18 protein-coding genes are annotated in these 19631 nt (G+C 68.0%); 13 read left to right on the top strand and 5 right to left on the bottom strand.

All coding sequences use genetic code 11. The features are described from left to right. The first annotated feature begins 53 nt into the window (after nt 1-53). The 7 genes from HZY97_RS11570 (at nt 54) to HZY97_RS11540 (ending at nt 5399) form a co-directional block, all read left to right on the top strand. A complete protein-coding gene (locus HZY97_RS11570; protein WP_180143707.1) occupies nt 54-998 on the top strand; it encodes a DnaJ C-terminal domain-containing protein in 945 nt (314 codons plus the stop codon). Nucleotides 999-1004: 6 nt separating this feature from the next. After that, nucleotides 1005-1952 carry a YihY/virulence factor BrkB family protein gene (locus HZY97_RS11565; RefSeq protein ID WP_180143704.1) on the top strand — a complete coding sequence of 316 codons (948 nt, stop codon included), beginning with the start codon at nt 1005-1007 and terminating at the stop codon, nt 1950-1952. Further along, nucleotides 1949-2752 (top strand): enoyl-ACP reductase FabI, encoded by an 804-nt coding sequence (gene fabI / locus HZY97_RS11560; RefSeq protein ID WP_180143702.1) that lies wholly within the window; start codon nt 1949-1951, stop codon nt 2750-2752. Before HZY97_RS11565 ends, fabI begins: the two co-directional genes overlap by 4 nt. Beyond that, nucleotides 2752-3279 (top strand): GNAT family N-acetyltransferase, encoded by a 528-nt coding sequence (locus tag HZY97_RS11555; RefSeq protein WP_180143700.1) that lies wholly within the window; start codon nt 2752-2754, stop codon nt 3277-3279. Before fabI ends, HZY97_RS11555 begins: the two co-directional genes overlap by 1 nt. Beyond that, entirely contained in the window at nt 3276-4346 is a 1071-nt protein-coding gene (gene aroC / locus HZY97_RS11550; RefSeq protein WP_180143699.1) for a chorismate synthase, read from the top strand. Before HZY97_RS11555 ends, aroC begins: the two co-directional genes overlap by 4 nt. Before the next feature lie 71 nt (nt 4347-4417). Next, a complete protein-coding gene (locus HZY97_RS11545; RefSeq protein ID WP_180143697.1) occupies nt 4418-4930 on the top strand; it encodes a hypothetical protein in 513 nt (170 codons plus the stop codon). Between the two features lie 205 nt (nt 4931-5135). Continuing rightward, nucleotides 5136-5399, top strand: a complete 264-nt coding sequence (locus tag HZY97_RS11540) for a hypothetical protein (protein WP_180143695.1) — start codon at nt 5136-5138, stop codon at nt 5397-5399. A 70-nt stretch (nt 5400-5469) separates the two neighbouring features. On the opposite strand, the gene HZY97_RS11535 is transcribed toward HZY97_RS11540, so the two are convergent. Then, complete coding sequence (locus HZY97_RS11535; RefSeq protein ID WP_180143693.1) at nt 5470-6759, bottom strand: adenylosuccinate synthase; 1290 nt, start codon at nt 6757-6759, stop codon at nt 5470-5472. A 214-nt stretch (nt 6760-6973) separates the two neighbouring features. On the opposite strand from HZY97_RS11535, the gene HZY97_RS11530 reads away from it, so the two are divergent. Together HZY97_RS11530 and HZY97_RS11525 are read left to right on the top strand one after the other, a co-directional pair. Continuing rightward, nucleotides 6974-7978: a fumarylacetoacetate hydrolase family protein gene (locus tag HZY97_RS11530; RefSeq protein WP_180143691.1), complete on the top strand. Its 1005-nt coding sequence runs from the start codon at nt 6974-6976 to the stop codon at nt 7976-7978. A gap of 149 nt (nt 7979-8127) precedes the next feature. Continuing rightward, a complete protein-coding gene (locus HZY97_RS11525) occupies nt 8128-8730 on the top strand; it encodes a methylated-DNA--[protein]-cysteine S-methyltransferase (protein ID WP_218943021.1) in 603 nt (200 codons plus the stop codon). A 121-nt stretch (nt 8731-8851) separates the two neighbouring features. Here the strand turns inward: HZY97_RS11525 and HZY97_RS11520 are convergent, their stop codons facing one another. From HZY97_RS11520 to HZY97_RS11505, 4 genes are read right to left on the bottom strand one after another with little or no spacing between them, the layout of a single operon-like run. Then, a complete protein-coding gene (locus HZY97_RS11520) occupies nt 8852-9385 on the bottom strand; it encodes a 2'-5' RNA ligase family protein (RefSeq protein ID WP_180143689.1) in 534 nt (177 codons plus the stop codon). After that, nucleotides 9385-12726 (bottom strand): error-prone DNA polymerase, encoded by a 3342-nt coding sequence (locus HZY97_RS11515; RefSeq protein ID WP_180143687.1) that lies wholly within the window; start codon nt 12724-12726, stop codon nt 9385-9387. The genes HZY97_RS11520 and HZY97_RS11515 overlap by 1 nt, the downstream gene beginning before the upstream one ends. Beyond that, nucleotides 12723-14708, bottom strand: a complete 1986-nt coding sequence (locus tag HZY97_RS11510) for a DNA polymerase Y family protein (protein ID WP_180143685.1) — start codon at nt 14706-14708, stop codon at nt 12723-12725. The genes HZY97_RS11515 and HZY97_RS11510 overlap by 4 nt, the downstream gene beginning before the upstream one ends. Continuing rightward, complete coding sequence (locus tag HZY97_RS11505) at nt 14623-15372, bottom strand: ImuA family protein (protein WP_180143683.1); 750 nt, start codon at nt 15370-15372, stop codon at nt 14623-14625. Before HZY97_RS11505 ends, HZY97_RS11510 begins: the two co-directional genes overlap by 86 nt. Nucleotides 15373-15575: 203 nt before the next feature. Between HZY97_RS11505 and HZY97_RS11500 the strand changes: the two genes are divergently transcribed. The 4 genes from HZY97_RS11500 to HZY97_RS11485 are packed head-to-tail and all read left to right on the top strand — an operon-like array spanning nt 15576 to nt 19622. Then, a complete protein-coding gene (locus HZY97_RS11500) occupies nt 15576-16847 on the top strand; it encodes a 3-methyl-2-oxobutanoate dehydrogenase (2-methylpropanoyl-transferring) subunit alpha (protein WP_180143681.1) in 1272 nt (423 codons plus the stop codon). Nucleotides 16848-16861: 14 nt separating this feature from the next. Beyond that, nucleotides 16862-17866 carry an alpha-ketoacid dehydrogenase subunit beta gene (locus HZY97_RS11495; RefSeq protein WP_180144524.1) on the top strand — a complete coding sequence of 335 codons (1005 nt, stop codon included), beginning with the start codon at nt 16862-16864 and terminating at the stop codon, nt 17864-17866. Between the two features lie 5 nt (nt 17867-17871). Beyond that, nucleotides 17872-19134, top strand: a complete 1263-nt coding sequence (locus HZY97_RS11490; RefSeq protein ID WP_180143679.1) for a dihydrolipoamide acetyltransferase family protein — start codon at nt 17872-17874, stop codon at nt 19132-19134. Beyond that, on the top strand, nt 19134-19622 hold the full coding sequence (locus HZY97_RS11485) for a GNAT family N-acetyltransferase (RefSeq protein ID WP_218943020.1): 489 nt from the start codon (nt 19134-19136) through the stop codon (nt 19620-19622). The genes HZY97_RS11490 and HZY97_RS11485 overlap by 1 nt, the downstream gene beginning before the upstream one ends. Nucleotides 19623-19631 lie beyond the last annotated feature (9 nt).

The following is a 19631-nucleotide window of genomic DNA, read 5'->3' as shown; positions in this document are numbered from 1 at the left end:
CCTTGCGTTACGCCTCCGACGCGCCGAAATACGGCGCGTCCAAAGGGGTTTTAATGGCTGCTGATCCGTATTCCGTTCTGAATGTCGCGCGGGGCGCGAGCGAGGCCGATATCAAGAAGGCCTATCGCAAGCTCGCCAAGGAGCTGCACCCCGACCGCAACAAGGACAATCCCAAGGCGTCGGAGAAATTCAGCCAGGTCACTCAGGCCTATGACCTGCTGACCGACAAGGACAAGCGCGCCCGCTTCGATCGCGGCGAGATCGATGGCGAGGGCAATCCGACCAATCCGTTCGGCGCGGGCTTTGGCGGCGGCATGGGGGCGGGCCAGAGCGGCTTTCGTCCCGATTTCGCGGGCGGCGGCGAGGCGGGCGGCTTTGGCGACATCTTCGAGGGGCTGTTCGGCGGCGGACGGCGCGGCGGCGGCTTTTCGGGCGGCTTCGGCGATTTCGGCCGGCGCCAGGCACCCAAGGGCGCCAATGTCGCCTATCGCCTTGCCGTGAGCTTCGAGGATGCGGCCCGGCTCGCGCCGCAGCGGATCACGTTGCGCGACGGCAAGACGATTGACCTCAAGCTGCCCGCCGGCGTCGAGACCGGCACCCAGATGCGGCTCGCCGGCAAGGGCGAGGAAGGGCCGGGCGGCGCGGGCGACGCGATCGTCACGATCGAGATCCAGCCGCACCGTTTCTACGAGCGCCAGGGCGACGATATCCGCCTCGAGCTGCCGGTCACGCTCTCCGAGGCCGTGCTCGGCGCCGAAGTGCGCGTGCCCACGCCCGATGGCGCAGTGATGCTCAAGGTGCCCAAGGGATCGTCTTCGGGCAAGACGCTGCGCCTCAAGGGCCGCGGCTTCCACAAGAAGGCGCCGGGAACCGGTGGCGGGCGCGGCGATCTGCTCGTCACGTTGATGGTCGAGCTGCCGGTAGATGACGATGCGCTGATCGAGTTCGCCCAGGGCTGGAACGACAAGGGGAACCCGCGTGGCCGAATGGGCGTCTGACCCCTTGTGAACACAGGGGAAGATGCAGCAGCCGAAGCGAAGCCGGGACTCGGATCCCGGATTCTCGCCCTGCTCGCGCGCATCGGCCTCGGTCCCAAATTCTGGCATGTGGTCAAGCGGGTGGTGGTCGGCACCTTCCAGGACGGCTTCACCTATGCGGGCAACCTTGCCTATCTGAGCCTGGTCACGCTCTTCCCCTTCTTCATCGTCGCCGCCGCGATCGCCCAGCTGTTCGGACGCAGCTCGGAAGGGATCCACACACTGGAGGCATTTCTCCGCACCGTGCCGCCCGATGTCGCGACCCTGCTGCGCAAGCCCGTGTCCGACGTGCTGATGGCGCGCACCGGCAATCTGCTGTGGTTCGGCGCGATCGTCGGGCTGTGGACAGTCGCCGGCTTCATCGAGACGATCCGCGGCATATTGCGCCAGGCCTATGGCACCCCGTCGCGCACGCCCTTCTGGCGCTATCGGCTCGGCGCGATCGGGATGATCATCGCCTCGGTGATCATCACCATGGCGGCATTCAGCTTCCAGGTGATCCTGACCGGCGTCGAGCAGTTCCTCTACACGATCTTTCCCTGGGCATCCGAGGCGCAGCGCATCGTCTCCTTGAGCAAGATCGCGCCGGCGATTGCGCTGTTCGGCGCGCTCTACATCCTGTTCTATTCGCTCACGCCCAGCCACTACCGGAAGAGCAAATGTCCGAAATGGCCGGGCGCGCTGTTCACCGCGGTGTGGTGGCTGCTGGTCACGGCGCTGCTGCCCAAGATCCTCGGCACACTCGGCAGCTATGACCTTACCTATGGCAGCCTGGCGGGCGTGATGATCGCGCTGATCTTCTTCTTCCTCGTCGGACTGGGGCTCGTTGTCGGCGCCGAGTTGAACGCGGCTCTGGCGGAAACGCCCGAAACGGGTTTAGAGGAGCCCGGCAAGCAGGAGAATATTGCGTCGTGACCGGATTGATGCAGGGCAAGCGCGGGCTGATCATGGGCCTGGCAAATGATCGCTCGCTGGCGTGGGGAATCGCCAAGCAGCTGCACGAACAGGGCGCCGAAATGGCGTTCAGCTATCAGGGCGAGGCGCTGGAGAAGCGCGTCCGCCCGCTCGCCGAGCAACTGGGCTCGAGCATATTGATCGATTGCGACGTGAGCGACATGGCCTCGCTCGACACCGCGTTCGAGACGCTCAAGGGCCATTGGGACACGATCGACTTCGTCGTCCATGCGATCGGCTTCTCGGACAAGAACGAGCTGCGCGGCGGCTATGTCGATACCAGCCTCGACAACTTCCTGATGACGATGAACATCAGCGTCTATTCGTTCGTCGCGGTGGCGCAGCGCGCGCAGAAGATGATGCCGAACGGCGGCAGCCTGCTGACGCTCAGCTATTACGGCGCCGAGAAGGTGATCCCGCACTATAACGTGATGGGCGTCGCCAAGGCTGCGCTGGAGACCAGCGTCCAGTATCTCGCCGTCGATCTCGGCCGCGAGAATATCCGCGTCAATGCGATCTCGGCCGGACCGATCAAGACGCTGGCGGCCAGCGGCATCGGCGATTTCCGCCTGATCCTGAAGTGGAACGAGCTCAACTCGCCGCTGAAGCGCAACGTCACCATCGAGGATGTCGGCGGTGCGGGCGTGTATCTGCTCTCCGATCTCGCATCGGGCGTGACCGGCGAAATCCATCATGTCGATGCCGGCTACAACGTTATCGGCATGAAGGCCGAGGACGCGCCCGACATCTCGCTCGTCTGATGAGTATCGTGGTGCGCCCCGCCAATGGCGGGGACGTGGCGGCGATCGACGCGCTGCTGCGCCGGTCGTTCCCGGCCGAGGATGAGGCCAAGCTCGTCCAGCGGCTGTGCATCGACGGCGACATGGTGCTGACCCTCGTCGCCGATGACGAGGAGACCGGCGGGCTTGTCGGCATGATCGCGTTCAGCCGGATGGACGTCGCTATCGGCGACAAGGCGATCGCCGCCGTCGCGCTGGCGCCGCTCGCGGTCGAAAAGGCCTGGCGCCAGCAGGGCGTGGGCGAGGCTCTGGTCCAGGCCGGCCTCGCCCAGCTGGGTGCGGCCGGCGCAATACTGTGCTTCGTGCTCGGCGAGCCCGGTTACTATGAGCGCTTCGGCTTCGCGGCCGAATGGGCGCAGGGATTTGCCTCACCCTATGCCGGTGAGTATCTGATGGCGCTGCCGCTGCAGGGTGGCGCCATGCCGTGCGGTTTGCGCGGCGCCGCGACGCACGCACCGGCGTTCGCGCAACTGGGCGGGGAACAGTGAGCTTCAACACCTTCGGACGCGTTTTCCGGTTCACCACCTGGGGCGAGAGCCACGGCCCTGCGCTCGGCGCGGTCGTCGACGGCTGCCCGCCGGGGCTGACCCTGTCCGAGGGCGACATCCAGCCCTTCCTCGACAAGCGCCGCCCGGGCCAGTCGCGCTTCACCACCCAGCGCCAGGAGCCGGACCAGGTCCGCATCCTGTCGGGCACCTTCGAAGGCCGCACTACGGGCACCCCGATCGCGCTCCATATCGACAATGTCGACCAGCGCTCGAAGGATTATTCGGACGTCGCCAAGGCCTATCGCCCCGGCCATGCCGATTATGCCTATGACGCCAAATACGGCTTCCGCGACTATCGCGGCGGCGGGCGCAGTTCGGCGCGAGAGACCGCGGCGCGCGTCGCGGCGGGCGCGGTGGCGCGCGCGGTGATCCCCGAAGTGACGATCCTCGCCTGGGTCGAGGCGATCGGCGGCGACGCGATCGACTATGCCAATTTCGATGTCGCCGAGATCGGCAACAACCCGTTCTTCTGCCCCGACGCCGAAGCCGCGAAGCGCTGGGAGGCGCTGGTCGACGGCGCGCGCAAATCGGGCTCGTCGCTCGGCGCGGTGGTTACCTGCGAAGCCATGGGCGTGCCACCAGGCTGGGGGGCGCCGCTCTACGCCAAGCTGGACAGCGAGCTGGCCTCCGCCTGCATGTCGATCAACGCGGTGAAGGGCGTCGAGATCGGCGACGGCTTTGCGGCGGCGGTGCTGACCGGCGAAGAGAATGCCGATGCGATGCGCCCGGGCAATGACGGCAAGCCGCACTTCCTCGCCAACCATGCCGGGGGGATTGCGGGCGGCATCTCGACCGGCCAGCCGGTGCGGGTGCGCGTGGCGTTCAAGCCGACCAGCTCGATCCTGACGCCGGTCGAGACCGTCACCCGCGAAGGGGAAGCCACCGAGATCATGACCAAGGGCCGCCACGATCCGTGCGTCGGCATCCGCGGCGTGCCGGTGGTCGAGGCGATGGTCGCGCTCGTGCTCGCCGATCAGAAGCTGCTCCACCGCGCCCAGATCGGCTGAACGCCGCATTAAGGAACGAGTGCGCGCGCCAACACGTTCTATTTCTGCAAAATAATGCAGGAGTGGATGTGATGCGTATTCTTCTTTCGATGGCGGCAGCGGGCGCGCTGTTCGTGCCGGCACTGGCTTCGGCACAGGTCCTTGGTGGGCAAGCGGGCGGCAGTCTCGGCGGCAGCGTCGGGGCGCCGGTCGGTACGGTCGGCGGCATGACGAGCGGAAATCTCGACGGTACCGTGCGCACCGACACGATCGATCGTACCACCAATACGGTGCGCGATACCGGCGATCAGGCCACGCGCACGACCAAGCGCACCGCCGACAAGGCGCGCGAAAAGGCCTATGACACCAAGAACCGTGCGGTGGACACCGCCGATCGCACCCGCGACCGGACGACGGGCGCGGTCAATTCGGCCGCAAATTCGAATGTCGGCGCGAGCGGCAGTGCCGGCGCGAGCGGCAGCGCGAACACGCCGGGCCGCAGCACCGCGACTGGCAGCAATGCCGGCGTGTCGGCCGGCGCGAGCCGCAACGGCGCCAGTGCCGGCGTCAGTGCGGGTTCGAGCAGCAGCACCGAACCGCGCTGACCACAGATAGGTTGAGGAGAAAGGCGGCCGTACCTGCGGGTGCGGCCGCCTTTTCCTTGTCGGGCGAATTCGGCCCGTCCCCTCTCTGGCTCGCCTCGCTGCCCAGCCGTGCGCCGGGCAGGGTTGGGCGAAATCACTGGAAACAAGCCAGACATGTGCAGCGGCTCGAAGGGACCTCGGCAAAAACCGAGGAGGATTGCCCTGTATGTTGCTCAAGACTTTGATCGGCGCTGCGGCGCTGCTGGCCGCTCCGGCGGCCTTCGCCCAGACCACCACAACCCCGACGGACCCGTCGGCAACGACGACGGCGCCAGCCCCCGCGCCGGCTCCCGATCCCGCCCCGGCACCCCAGCCGGACGCGACTGCCCCCAATGCCCCGGCGCCTGATGTGGCAACGCCGAACCAGGACCCGACCGCCGCTGAAGCGGACAAGTCCGACGCCAAGAAGGGCAAGAAAAAGCCCCATTAAGCAGGGCTGAGATCAAAGAAGCGCGCTGCCCAAGTCCGTGGCCGGATGGGCAGCGCGCTTTTTCTCGTGCTCAGTCCGCGAACGGATCGCGGACCAGAATCGTGTCCTCGCGCTCGGGGCTGGTCGAGACCAAGGCCACCGGGCACTGGATCAGCTCCTCGACGCGGCGGATATATTTGATCGCCTGGGCCGGAAGCTGCGCCCAGCTGCGCGCGCCGGCAGTCGATTCGGACCAGCCGGGCATCGTCTCATAGACCGGCTCGACCAGCGCCTGATCGGCAGCATTCGCAGGGTAATAGTCGATCTCTTCCCCGCGCAGCTTGTAACCGGTGCAGATCGCGACTTCCTCAAGCCCGTCGAGCACGTCGATCTTGGTCAGCGCGATGCCGGTGATCCCCGAGACCGCCGCCGACTGGCGCAGCAGCACCGCGTCGAGCCAGCCGCAGCGGCGCTTGCGCCCGGTGACGGTGCCGAATTCATGGCCGCGCGTGCCGAGCCGCTCGCCAATGTCATTGTCCTGCTCGGTCGGGAAAGGCCCGGAGCCGACGCGGGTGGTATAGGCCTTGGCGATGCCGAGCACGAAGCCGACGGCATTGGGGCCGAGGCCCGATCCCGCCGCCGCGGTGCCGGCCACGGTGTTCGACGAGGTGACGAACGGATAGGTGCCGTGATCGATATCGAGCAGCACGCCCTGCGCGCCCTCGAACAGGATGCGGCGGCCGCGGCTGCGCGCCTCGTGGAGCATGCGCCAAACCGGCTGGGCGAAGGGCAGCACGAAGCCGGCGATCTCACGCAGCTCGGCGACCAGCGCGTCGCGGTCGATCGGTGGCTCGCCGAAGCCGGCGCGCAGTGCGTCGTGATGCGCGGCGATGCGGTCGAGCTGCGGCCCGAGATCGTCGAGATGCGCCAGGTCGCACACCCGGATCGCGCGGCGGCCGACCTTGTCCTCATAGGCCGGGCCGATGCCGCGCCGCGTCGTGCCGATCTTGCCGGCGCCGCTCGCGTCTTCGCGCATCCCGTCGAGATCGCGGTGGAAGGGGAGGATCAGCGGGCAGGTGTCCGCGATCTTGAGCGTGTCCGGCGTAATCTCGACGCCCTGGCCGCGCAGCTTCTCGACTTCGGACTTGAGGTGCCAGGGATCGAGCACCACGCCATTGCCGATCACGCTGGGGGTGCCGCGGACGATGCCCGAGGGGAGCAGCGAGAGCTTGTAGACCTTCTCGCCGACGACGAGCGTGTGGCCGGCATTATGCCCGCCCTGGAAGCGGACCACGACATCGGCGCGCTCGGCGAGCCAGTCGACGATCTTGCCCTTGCCTTCGTCACCCCATTGGGCGCCGATAACCGCAACATTTGCCATGAATACACGTCTCCGCCTGCCGGGGCGGACCCTGGCCGCCCTTCGACAGGGCTCGGCGACCGGGCGGTACAGTGGCTTGGGGGCAGGGCCCGAAGCCGCGGCGCGAATGGCGCGGGCGGCCGCGAAGGTCAAGCGTTTATGCGCCCGACACGGCCGACAGATCGCCTCGACTTGGCTGCGGACCGAGGTCTATGGTTGGGCAAAGGAGAGACAAATGAAGCTCGCAAGCCTGAAGAACGGCCGGGACGGCAAGCTGGTCGTCGTATCGAGCGATCTGGCCTGGTACGCCGGCGCCGACATGATCGCGCCGACGCTGCAGGCGGCGCTCGACAATTGGGACCAGGTGGAAGCGGACCTCCGCAACCTCGCCACCGACCTCGATCATGAGGTGATCCCGCGCGAGCGCTTCCACGAACGCTTCGCCGCCGCCCCGCTGCCGCGCGCCTATCAATGGGCCGACGGCTCGGCCTATGTGAACCATGTCGCGCTCGTCCGCCAGGCCCGCAGCGCCGAGATGCCCGACAGCTTCTGGCATGATCCGCTGATGTACCAGGGCGGCAGCGACGGTTTCCTCGGCGCGCGCGACGCGATCCCGCTCGCCGACGAGAGCTGGGGCTGCGACCTCGAAGGCGAAGTGGTGGTCGTCACCGGCGACGTGCCGCTCGGCGCCTCGCGCGAAGAGGCATTGGCCGCGATCCGGCTGGTCGGCCTCACCAACGACGTTTCGCTGCGCAACCTGATCCCCGGCGAACTGGCCAAGGGCTTCGGCTTCTTCCAGTCCAAGCCGGCCAGTGCCTTCTCGCCGGTGTTCGTCACCCCCGATTCGCTCGGCGACTGGTGGCAGGACGGCAAGCTCCACCGCAAGCTGATGGTCGATGTGAACGGCAAGGCTTTCGGCAGGGCGGATGCCGGCGTCGACATGACCTTCGATTTCGGCACCTTGGTCGCGCACGCCGCCAAGACGCGCAAGCTGGGTGCCGGCACGATCATCGGCTCGGGCACCGTCTCGAACCGCGGCGAGGATGGCGGGCCGGGCAAGCCGGTGGCCGATGGCGGCGTCGGCTATTCGTGCATCGCCGAGCTCCGCACGATCGAGACGATCCGTAGCGGCAAGCCCGAAACCCCCTTCCTCAAGGCGGGCGACACGGTGCGCATCTGGGCCGAGGACGACAAGCACCACCCGATCTTCGGGGTGATCGAGCAGACCGTCGGGGGCTGACCGGAATTTTCTATTGTCACCCCGGCCTTGTGCCGGGGTCCACTGCGCCGCGCGTGACGCCCTTGCGCCTCTTGTGCATGACTTGCCCTCGGTGGACCCCGGCACGGGGCCGGGGTGACGGGTTGGAGCTGCGGGGGAACGGCTTGCGCATGTCGGGTCGCACCCCGATCTTCAGCATCATGACGGGCGAGAGCTTCTATACCCTGTTCGAAACCGTGGCGGGCTTCGTCGCGATCGGCTGGAACGCGAAGGGCATCAACAGCTTGCGGCTGCCGGCGGGCTCGAAGGCGGAGGCGGAGCGGGCGCTGCTTCGGCGTTTGCCGAGCGCGCAGCGCGTGGTGCCGCCGCCAGCGGTACAGGCCGTGATCGATGATGCGGTGCGCTATTTCGCCGGCGAGCGCGTCGATTTCGCGCAGGTGCCCGTCGATCTCGGGCGGCAGGAACCGTTCTTCGAGCGTGTCTATGCCGCTGTGCGCCAGCTCGGCTGGGGCGAGACGGCGACCTATGGCGCGATCGCCAAACTACTCGAAGCGGGCCCCGAGTTCGCCCGCGATGTCGGCCAGGCGATGGCGGGCAATCCGGTGCCGCTGATCGTCCCCTGCCACCGCGTGACCGCCGCCAATGGGCGGATCGGCGGCTTTTCGGCGCCCGGCGGCGCGCATTCAAAGGCGCTCATGCTGGGGATCGAGGGCGTCGAGGTGCGCGACGGCGTCGTCACGCGCGACATGCCGCAGCTGGGGTTGGGGTTCTAGATTTCCCACTTGCTGCTCCCCGGCGAAAGCCGGGGCCCAGTCTCGGCGCAATTGGTGAGGCGGAAAAGCCTCTCGAACTACCTGGCAACTGGGCCCCGGCCTTCGCCGGGGAACAGTTACGCTAGAACCCGAACGCGCCCTGGCGGTCCTCCAGCGGCCAGCGTCCCAGCTCGATATGGCGGTGCGCGCCGAGGATCGAATGGATCAACACGAAATCGGTCGCATCCCAGCCGATCGGATCGATCGTTCGGGTGAAGGGCCGCCCCTTGCGATAGAGCAGGGTGACGTGCGGGTGGAAATCCCAGGCGCCGCGCAGCAGCCCGGCGTGTGACAGCGCCTCCTGCAGCTTGCGGCCCAGCTCCCCCAGCGCATCGATCTTGCGGCTCGGGCGCAGCGCAACCGTCTCGTTGCTGCCCGATACACGGTCCAGCTTCACCGGCACCGGCGCCGCCGAGACCTGCGCGCCGATCTCGATCAGCCGCTGCACCTTGTCATAGGGCTGGCGCGCGAAATCCTCGGTGATACCGAGCGTGATGTGCAGCCGGTCATTCTCGACAACCGTCTCGGCAAGCCCGAGCTGGTCGCGCTGCACGCCGATCAGATTGCGCGGCAGCGGCGGCGGCACGAGGGCGTAGAAAAAGCGGTTCTTCGACATCAATGAAAGTCCCTTGAGCGCACCGGGATCAGGTCCGGCGCCTTGAGGCTGCGGCGCGGCGGCCAGCTTTCGAGCGCGCGCTGGCGCGGCTGGAGGCGGTCACGCGGATCGATCGTGCCGCCATGCGTCGCGCCGTCGCCCGGCATCGTCATGCGCGGCAAATCGAGCTCGCCGACTTCGCGCAGCCAGGGGGTGAGATCGGTGATTTGCTCGGCGACGAGGTGGATGACGATGCCTTCGCGCTGGACCTTGCCGCGGATCGCCAGCATCGTCGCCGACATCACCGTGCGGCGATTTTCCTCGAACCGGTCCGCCCAGAGCACGGCATTGGCGATGCCGGTCTCGTCCTCCAGCGTGACGAACACCACGCCCTTGGCGCTGCCCGGGCGCTGGCGGACGAGGATCAGCCCGGCGACTTCGACCCGGGCGCCGTCCTTCATGTTGAGCAGGTCGCCGCACCGCGCGATCCGCCGCGCCGCCAGCCGATCGCGCAGGAAGCTCAGCGGATGCGCACGGAGCGACAGCTGGGTGGCACGATAATCCTCCACTACTTCGCGCCCCGCACTGAGCGGCAGCAGCGTCACCTCCGGCTCGATCACTTCCGCCACGGTCTGCGCCTCGCGTGCGTCGGCGGCGGCGAACAGGTCGAGTGGCGCCTGGCCCAGCCCCTTGATCGCCCAGAGCGCCTGGCGCCGGTTGAGCCCCAGTGCCTGGAACGCATCGGCGCGCGCCAGCTTCTCGAGCGCAGCAGGCCTCACGCGCGAGCGGCGCCAGACATCCTCGATCGACGTGAACGGCGCTTGCCTTCGTGCCTTCAGGATCTCGATGACGTCGGCTTCGGAAAGCCCCTGCACGATCCGCATGCCCAGCCGGATCGGCTGCAGGCTCGCCCAGTCTTCGTCGGTGCCGCAGAACTTTTCGTGCCGATCACGTGGGTTCGCGCCTTCGGACACCATCCGCGTGTCCCAGTCGCTGTCGTTAATGCATACCGGCCGCGCTTCGACGCCGTGGCTGCGCGCATCGCGGATCAGCTGGGCGGGGGCATAGAAGCCCATCGGCTGCGCATTCAGCAGCGCCGCGCAGAACACATCCGGATGATGGCATTTCATCCAGCTCGAGGCATAGGCGATCTTGGCGAAGCTGGCGGCGTGGCTCTCGGGGAAGCCGTAATTGCTGAAGCCCTTGATCTGCTCGACCAGCCGCTCGGCGAAATCCTGGCTGATCCCGCGTTCGAGCATGCCGCTGATCAGCTTCGGCCCGAACTCGCCGATATCGCCGCTCGACTTGAACGTCGCCATGGCGCGGCGCAGCCGGTCGGCCTCGCTGGCGGTGAAGCCGGCCCCCTTGATCGCCACCTGCATCGCCTGTTCCTGGAACAGCGGGACGCCGAGCGTCTTTTCCAGCACTTCCTTGAGCGCCGGCGAAGGATAGTCGACCAGCTTCGGGTTCTGCCGGCGCTTGAGATAGGGGTGGACCATATTGCCCTGGATCGGTCCGGGTCGGACGATCGCGACCTGGATCGCGATGTCGTAGAAACAGTCGGGCTTCATCCGCGGCAGCATCGACATCTGCGCGCGGCTCTCGATCTGGAATACGCCCAGCGTATCGGCCTGCTGGATCATCTTGAAGGTCAGCGGGTCCTCGTCCTGCATCCGCGGCGAGGCCAATGTCAGATGCGTCTGCTTGTGCTGCGCGAGAAGATCGAAGGTGCGCCGCATGCAGCCGAGCATGCCGAGGCCGAGAATGTCGACCTTCATGAAGCCCAGCTCCTCGATGTCGAGCTTCTCCCATTCGACCACGCGGCGATCGACCATCGCGGCGGGCTCGACCGGGATCAGGTCGTGCAGCTTGTCGCGGGTGAGCACGAAGCCGCCGGGATGCTGCGAGAGGTGCCGCGGCGTGCCGATCAGCTGGCGGGCGAGCTCGAGCGTCAGCGCGAGGCGGGGATCGCTGCGATCGAGATTGAGCGCATCGGCATGCTTGTCGTCGACATCGTTCGACCAGCCCCAGACCTGCGAGGACAGCGCCGAAGTCAGGTCCTCGGGCAGGCCCATCGCCTTGCCGACTTCGCGCAGCGCGCCGCGCGAGCGGAAGCGGCTGACCACTGCGGTGAGCGCGGCATGGTCATGGCCGTAATTCTCATAGATCCACTGGATCACTTCCTCGCGCCGCTCATGCTCGAAATCGACATCGATATCGGGCGGCTCCTTGCGCTCGGTCGAGATGAAGCGCTCGAACAGCAGCTGGTGCTTGATCGGATCGATCGAGGTGATGCCGAGCGCGAAGCAGATCACCGAATTGGCCGCACTGCCGCGTCCCTGGCAGAGGATATGCTGGCTGAGCGCGAACTGGACGATCGAATTGACCGTCAGGAAATAGGGTGCGTATTCCATCTGCTCGACCAGCCCGAGCTCGTGCTTGAGCAGGTCCTGATGCGCCTGGCTGGGCTTGCCGGCGAAGCGCTGCCTGAGCCCGTTCCAGGCGAGTGCGGCGAGCGCCTCCTGCGCGCTGCGGCCATGGATGACTTCTTCCTCGGGATATTGGTGCTTCAGGTCGCGCAGGCTGAAGGTGCAGCGTTCGGCGATCGCTTCGGTGGCGGCGAGCGCATGCGGATAGTCGCGGAAACGCCGCGCCATCTCCTCGGGCGACTTGAGGTGCCGGTCGGCGCTGCGCTCGCGGCGGAAGCCGAGTTCGTCGATCGTGCATTTCTCGCGGATTGCCGTCACGACGTCCTGCAGCATCCGCCGGTCGGGCGTGTCGTAGAGCACGTCGCCGGTGGCGAGCGCGGTCAGGCCGAAGCGCCGGGCGGCGAGGTTCAACTCGTGGAGCCGCATCGCGTCGCCCGGGCGGCGATGCTGGGTGAGGCAGACATGGCCGCGCTCCCCGAACACATCGGCCATCCAGCCGAGCGCCTGCGGATCGCCGGTATCGGCCAGCCCGGGAACCAGCGCGCCGATCATGCCCTCGGCCGCGCCGGCAAGATCGTCCCAATGGAGGAAGCACTGGCCCTTCTCGCCCTTTTGCGCATCGGCGCGCGCCTTGCCGAGGGTGAGCAGCCGGGTGAGCCGGCTCCACGCCGCGACATCCTCGGGCCAGACCAGCACCGAACTGCCATCGACCAGGTCGAGCCGGCAGCCGGCGATCATCCGGATCGGAATCCCAAGCTTGCTGAACTGCTCGGCCGCGACCAGCGCGCGCACCACCCCGCCCACCGAATTGCGGTCGACGATGCCCAATGCGGGCAGGCCGAGCAACGCCGCCTGGCGGAACAGCTCCTCGGGCGAGGACGCGCCGCGCAGGAACGAGAAATGCGTCGTCACCTGGAGCTCGGAATAGCTCATCCGAACACCCCGTGGAGATACCAGCTGAGGTCGCCGGTCATTGCACGCTCGCCATCGCCGGCGCGGAACAGCCAGTAGCGCCGGCCGGCCTCGTCCTCGACGCGGAAATAGTCGCGCACGCTCAGCCGCTCGGCACCCCGCTTCCACCATTCACCCTGGATGCGCTCGGGTCCGTCGGCATGGACGACGCGGTGCGCCAGCCCCCGCCAGGTGAAGCGGCGCGGGGCATGGTCGGGCAGTTCGGCCATGACATGGTCGAGCCGTTCGGGCCGGGCGAGCAGCCGCGCCGGCTTGGGCCAGCCGGGATGCCAGGGCGGCAAGGGCGGGTTGCGGTCGAGCTGGCGGATGTCGTCGCGCTTGCCGGCCTGGGCGGCGCGCACGGGCGGGTCGAGCACGGGCATGCGCGTGGCGGCGCGCTCGGGCACGTCGCTCTCCACCGGGCGCATCCGCCACATCCGCCGCTGGCCGATCCGCGTCGCCAGCGTGTCGACCAACGTGGCGATGTCCGGCCCGGCCTCCTCGTCGAGCCGCTCGACCATTGGCTCGGGGCCGAGCACGCCGGCGCGGCGGACATGGAGGGTGATCGCATCGATGCCATAGCCCGGCTCGACATCCTCGATCCGGCGCTTGAGCAGGCGGAGCAGATGCGCGGGATCGCGATTCGGCCGGGCCAGCCCGATGCGGATGCGCTGCGGCACGCCGTCGATCCGCTCGGCAATGCATTCGAGCGCCTGCACCCCCAGCCCCTCGGCCTCGAGCGCGGCGGCGAGGCGCGGGACGAGCGTGCCCAGCCAATGCTCGATCGCCTCGGCGGTGGCGATCGGCTCGGCGAAGCGCTGCTGGACGGCGATCGCCTCGGGCGGGATCACCGGGTCGAGTGGCTCGGCGATATGGCCCAATGCCTGGTCGAGCCGCAGCACCACGCCTGCACCGAAGCGGCGGACGAGCGGCGCGCGAGGCAAAGCGGAGAGCTGGCCGATCCGGTCGACGCCGAGACGCTTGAGCAATTCGACAGCAGCCTCGTCGATGCGCAGCGCCGGGGTGGGAAGCTCGGCAAGCGCGCGCGCCTGGTCGCCGGGCGGGCAGAGGTAATTGCCATGAAACCGCGCCAGCGCCCAGGCGGCACCCGGCGTGTCGGCGATGGCGATGCGCGCAGTGAAACCGGCGCGCGCGAGCAGGCGGACGATCCGCCGCGCCATCGCCGCCTCGCCGCCGAACAGATGCGCGGTGCCGCTCAGGTCGAGCAGCAGCCCGTCCTCGCCCGATACTGCCACCGTCGGCGACCAGCGCCGCGCGGCGAGCATGGCGAGGCTCTTCAGCGAGGCGCGATCGCCCTCGGGATCGGCCGGGCGGATATCGAGTCCCGGCACCTGCGCGCGTGCCTGGGTGACCGCCATGCCGGAACGCAGCCCGAGCGCCTGCGCGGCGGGGCAGGCGGCGGCGATCTCGATGCGGCTGCCGTTGCGGATGCTGGTGATGAGCGGCGGCAGTTCCTCCCCGAGCTTGTCTCGGGGAGGGGGACCATCGCGCAGCGATGGTGGAAGGGCGTGCCGGGTACTGGCGCGCTGCGTCGGCCCCTCCACCACGCCCTGCAGGCGCGGTCCCCCTCCCCGAGCGAGCTGGGGGAGGAATTTGGCGGGAGCCCCGCCATCGTCCGGCCGCAGCGGGCGAAACGGATTCGCCGCCGCCGCTTCGTCGCGCCGCCCGACTTCATGCTTCGCCTTGGGCCGCGTCACCGGCGGCAGCGCGACCTTGCCGAGTTCGTCCTCGCGGGCCCAGCGCGCCCCGGGGCGCCAGCCGCCGCCGCGCGGGACCGAACAGGCATGTTCCTGCTCCTTCGCCGCCGCTTCGAACAGCGGATCGAGCGAGGCCTGGGCGAAGGAAGGGGCGCGCGGATCAGGCCGCGCGCCGGGGCGCGCTTCCGCCCGCCACAGCCTTTCGATCGGCCATAGCGGAAGGAAGAGCGCAGCGACCCGTTGCATCGCATGCCTCCAATATCGTCTCGAAACCTTCCCCGCCCTTTTGCCGCGCCAGTGCCAGCTTCCAGCGCGGCCGCCCGACGCCCGCCACCGGTAGCGGCGTCGAGGGCGCGCAGCTCACCCGCCAGCGCGTCACTGCCGCCGAGGGCATGGCGATCGGGTCGCTGCCTTCGCGTGCGGCGCGCTTGAGGAGCAGGGCGATCGTCCGTCCGCCCTCGGCCGCGAGCTGGAGCCGCCGCGTCGCGGTCATGTCCGCCCTTTTGGCCTCGCCGATCACCGCGCCGAGCCCGCGATGGCGCAGCCCTTCCTCCATGATCGCCAGCAGCTCGGCATCGTCCTGTGCCTCGGCATAGATCAGGCGCTTGTGATCGAGCCCCGACTGGGCGAGCCCGGGCGCGAACAGGTCGCGCCGCCGCACCACCCACAGCACCGGGCCCCAGGCGCGTGCGGCGATTCCCGCGAGAAACAGGGTCGCCGCGCAATCATCGGCCATGTCGCTGGTGCCCGCCGCAACCTCGTGCAGCGCATCGAGCCGGAGGCCGCCATCGGCGAGTCGCGAATCGACTGGCTCGATCCCGAAGGGCAGCGCCGGGCGCCGGCGGAATCCGCCGGTTTCCAGACCGCTCAGGGTCTCGCGCAATTGCTTCAGGACGGCAGGATCGGCCATTGTCTCACGACTCGGGGAACAGGATCGTTCCCATTTTGTTCCATATCGGACCAGAGTCAATGCCATTCCAATTCCCATCGGAACGGGCGGCATTTCAGGTCAGCAACACTGACCTTGTTGCATCCGCCTTTGAAATTTTATAACAAAGGCCCCGAACATGATTCCCGCGCGTTTGGTGACGGGAACCTTTGCCCGGAGAGCCCATGTCGATCGAGCGCGATCGCGCCAATTTGCCCCCGCTTGCGCTGCACGTGCCCGAGCCGCGATTCCGGCCGGGCGACGAGGCGGACTTCAGCGATGTCGACGTGCCGCCGGCCGGCGCCACGCGGCGCCCCGATACGGCCGATGCCGCGTCGAGCTTCCATGAACTGGCTTACGGCCTGGTCCGGGTGCTCGACGAGAACGGCCAGGCGGTCGGCCCCTGGGACCCGCGGCTCGACGCCGACGCCAAGCGCCGGATGCTCCGCTCGATGGCGCTCACCCGCGCCTTCGACGAGCGCATGTTCCGCGCCCAGCGCCAGGGCAAGACCAGCTTCTACATGAAGTCCACCGGTGAGGAGGCGGTGTCGATTGGCGCGGCGATGGCGCTGGCCGGCGACGACATGTGCTTCCCCTCCTATCGCCAGCAGGGGATCCTCATCACGCGCGGCTATCCGATCGTGACAATGATGAACCAGATCTACTCGAACAAGGCCGATCCGCTCGAGGGCCGGCAGCTGCCGATCATGTATTCGTCGAAGGAATATGGCTTCTTCTCGATCTCGGGCAATCTCGCGACGCAGTACCCGCAGGCCGTGGGCTGGGCGATGGCGAGCGCGGCCAAGGGCGACACGCGCATCTCCGCCACCTGGTGCGGCGAAGGCTCGACGGCGGAGGGCGACTTCCACTCGGCGCTGACCTTCGCGACGGTCTACAAGGCGCCGGTTATCTTCAACGTCGTCAACAACCAATGGGCGATCTCGAGCTTCTCAGGCTTTGCCGGGGCCGAGGCGACGACCTTCGCGGCGCGCGCGATCGGCTATGGCATTGCGGGCCTGCGCGTCGACGGCAATGACGCGCTGGCCGTGTACGCGGCCACCCAATGGGCCGCCGAGCGCGCGCGGACCAACCAGGGCCCGACGCTGATCGAGCATTTCACGTACCGCGCCGAGGGCCACTCCACGTCCGATGACCCGACGGCGTACCGCTCGGCCGGCGAGCCCAATGCCTGGCCGCTCGGCGATCCGATCCGGCGCCTCAAGGAGCACCTCATCGCGATCGGCGAATGGGACGAGGAACGCCACGCCGCGCAGGACCTTGAGCTCGCCGAACTGGTCAAGCGCGAGCAGAAGGAAGCCGAGAAGAACGGTATCCTCGGCCACGGCATGCACCAGCCCTTCGAATCGATGTTCGAGGGCGTGTTCGAAGAGATTCCCTGGCATTTGAAGGAGCAGCAGCAGCAGATGCTCGACGAGCAGAAGGCGGCTGGCCTGTGAGCGACACCATCCACATGAACATGATCCAGGCGATCAATTCCGCCATGGACGTGATGATGGAGCGCGATCCCAATGTGATCGTGATGGGCGAGGATGTCGGCTATTTCGGCGGCGTGTTCCGCGCGACGGCGGGGCTCCAGGCGAAGTATGGCAAGGGCCGCGCCTTCGACACGCCGATCACCGAGATCGGCATCATGGGCGTCGCGATCGGCATGGGCGCCTATGGCCTGCGCCCGGTCCCCGAGATCCAGTTCGCCGACTATATCTATCCCGCGCTCGACCAGCTCGTCTCCGAAGCCGCGCGGCTGCGCTATCGCTCGGCGGCGGACTTCACTGCGCCGATCACGATCCGCTCGCCCTATGGCGGCGGCATCTTCGGCGGGCAGACGCACTCGCAGTCGCCCGAGGGCATTTTCACCCATGTCTCGGGCATGAAGACGGTGATCCCCTCGACGCCCTATGACGCCAAGGGGCTGCTGATCGCGGCGATCGAGGACAATGACCCGGTCCTCTTCCTCGAGCCCAAGCGCATCTATAACGGCCCGTTCCACGGCCATTATGACCGCCCGGCCAAGACCTGGGCCGATCATCCCGGCGCGCAGGTGCCCGAGGGGCATTACCGCGTTGAACTCGGCAAGGCCGCGGTCGTCCGTCCGGGCGAGGCGGTGACGATCCTCTGCTACGGCACGATGGTCCACGTGGTGGCCAACACGGTCGAGGAAATGGGCGTCGATGCCGAGATCGTCGATCTGCGCACGCTCGTCCCGCTCGACATCGAGACGATCGAGGCCTCGGTGAAGAAGACCGGCCGCTGCATGATCGTCCATGAGGCGACGCGGACCTCGGGCTTCGGCGCCGAGCTTTCGGCGCAGGTGCAGGAGCGCTGCTTCTATCATCTCGAAGCCCCGATCGAACGCGTCACCGGCTTCGACACGCCCTATCCGCATAGCCTGGAATGGGCCTATTTCCCCGGCCCGGTGCGTATCGGCACGGCGCTCAAGAAAATCCTGAAGGACTGACCGCGATGGCTCGTTTCACCTTCCGCCTTCCCGATATCGGCGAAGGCATTGCCGAGGCCGAGATCGTCGCCTGGCACGTCAAGATCGGCGACAAGGTGTCGGAGGACCAGCAGGTCGCCGACATGATGACCGACAAGGCCACCGTCGAGATGGAATCGCCGGTCACCGGGATCGTCGTCGAACTGGCCGGCGAAGTCGGCGACCAGGTCGCGATCGGCTCGGCGCTGATGGTGATCGAAGTCGAGGGCGAGGATGCCGTCGTCGAGACGCCGGTCGAAGAGCAGGTCGAGGCGGAAACGCCGGGTGTCGAGGAAGTGGTCGAGGCCGCTCCCGCGCCGACGCCTGCCCCGGCTCCTGCTCCCGCGCCGGCCCCCGCACCTGCGCCGGTTCCCGAGCCCGTCGCGCAGGCGCACGTCCTCGCCTCCCCCGCGGTCCGCGCCCGCGCCAAGGATCTCGGCATCGACCTCGCCACGGTGAAGGCCGACGGCAACCATGTCCGCCACGCCGATCTCGATGCGTATCTCCGCTACGGCAGCGGCCAGGGCTATCACGCCCCGCACGCCAGCCGCGCCCGCGAGGACGAGCCCGTAAAGGTCATCGGCATGCGCCGCCGCATCGCCGAGAACATGGCCGCCTCGAAGCGCGCCATCCCGCACTTCACTTATGTCGACGAGCTCGACGTGACGGCGCTCGAGGCGATGCGCGCCGACCTCAACGACAATCGCGGGGCACGCCCCAAGCTGACGATGCTGCCCTTCCTGATCGTCGCGATCTGCCGGGCGCTGCCCGACTTCCCGATGATCAACGCGCGCTATGATGACGAGGCCGGCGTGGTCACCCGCCACGGCCGCGTTCATCTCGGCATGGCGGCGCAGACCGACGCCGGCCTGATGGTCCCGGTGATCCGCGATGCGCAGGACAAGAATGTCTGGCAGCTCGCCGCCGAGATCACCCGCCTCGCCGAGGCGGCGCGCACCGGCAAGGCGAAGAGCGAGGAGCTGTCCGGCTCGACGCTCACCGTCACTTCGCTCGGACCCCTGGGCGGCATCGCCACCACGCCGGTGATCAACCGGCCGGAAGTGGCGATCATCGGCCCGAACAAGATCGTCGAGCGTCCCATTTTCCACGGCGACGAGATCGTCCGTGCCAAGCTGATGAACCTGTCGATCAGCTGCGACCACCGCGTCGTCGATGGCTGGGATGCGGCGAGCTTCGTCCAGGCCGTGAAGAAGCTGGTCGAGACGCCCGTGCTGCTGTTCGCCGACTGATGCACTGGCGGGCGATGCGCGAAGGCGATCTCGACGGTGTCGTCGCGGTCGCCGCCATCGCCTTTCCCGACCATCCCGAGGGCCGCGCCTGCTTCGCCGAGCGGCTGGCGCTCGCGCCCGACAGCTGCTTCGTCCTCGCAGGCGAGCGCGGGGTGGCCGGCTATCTGATCGCCTATCCCTGGCCGCTGGAGGCGATCCCGCCGCTTGATACGCTGCTCGGCGGCCTGCCCGAGGCGCGTGACGCCTGGTATCTCCACGACCTCGCCCTGCTCCCCGAGGCGCGCGGCGGCGGCAATGCCCGGGCCGGGCTCGCCTTGCTGTTCGACCGCGTCGACGCCCCGATCGCGCTGGTCTCGGTCAACGACTCCGCCGCCTTCTGGCAGGCGCAGGGCTTCGAATCGCGCGAAAGCCCTGCGCTGAAAGCCAAGCTCTCAAGTTATGGCCCCGATGCGCGTTACATGGTGCGGAGCGTCACAAATCCGGGCTAGGTTCGCGGC

Origin of the sequence: Sphingomonas sp. R-74633, from assembly GCF_013416555.1 — a bacterium.
Classification (GTDB): domain Bacteria; phylum Pseudomonadota; class Alphaproteobacteria; order Sphingomonadales; family Sphingomonadaceae; genus Sphingomonas.
This window is presented reverse-complemented; position numbering and strand designations above follow the sequence as displayed.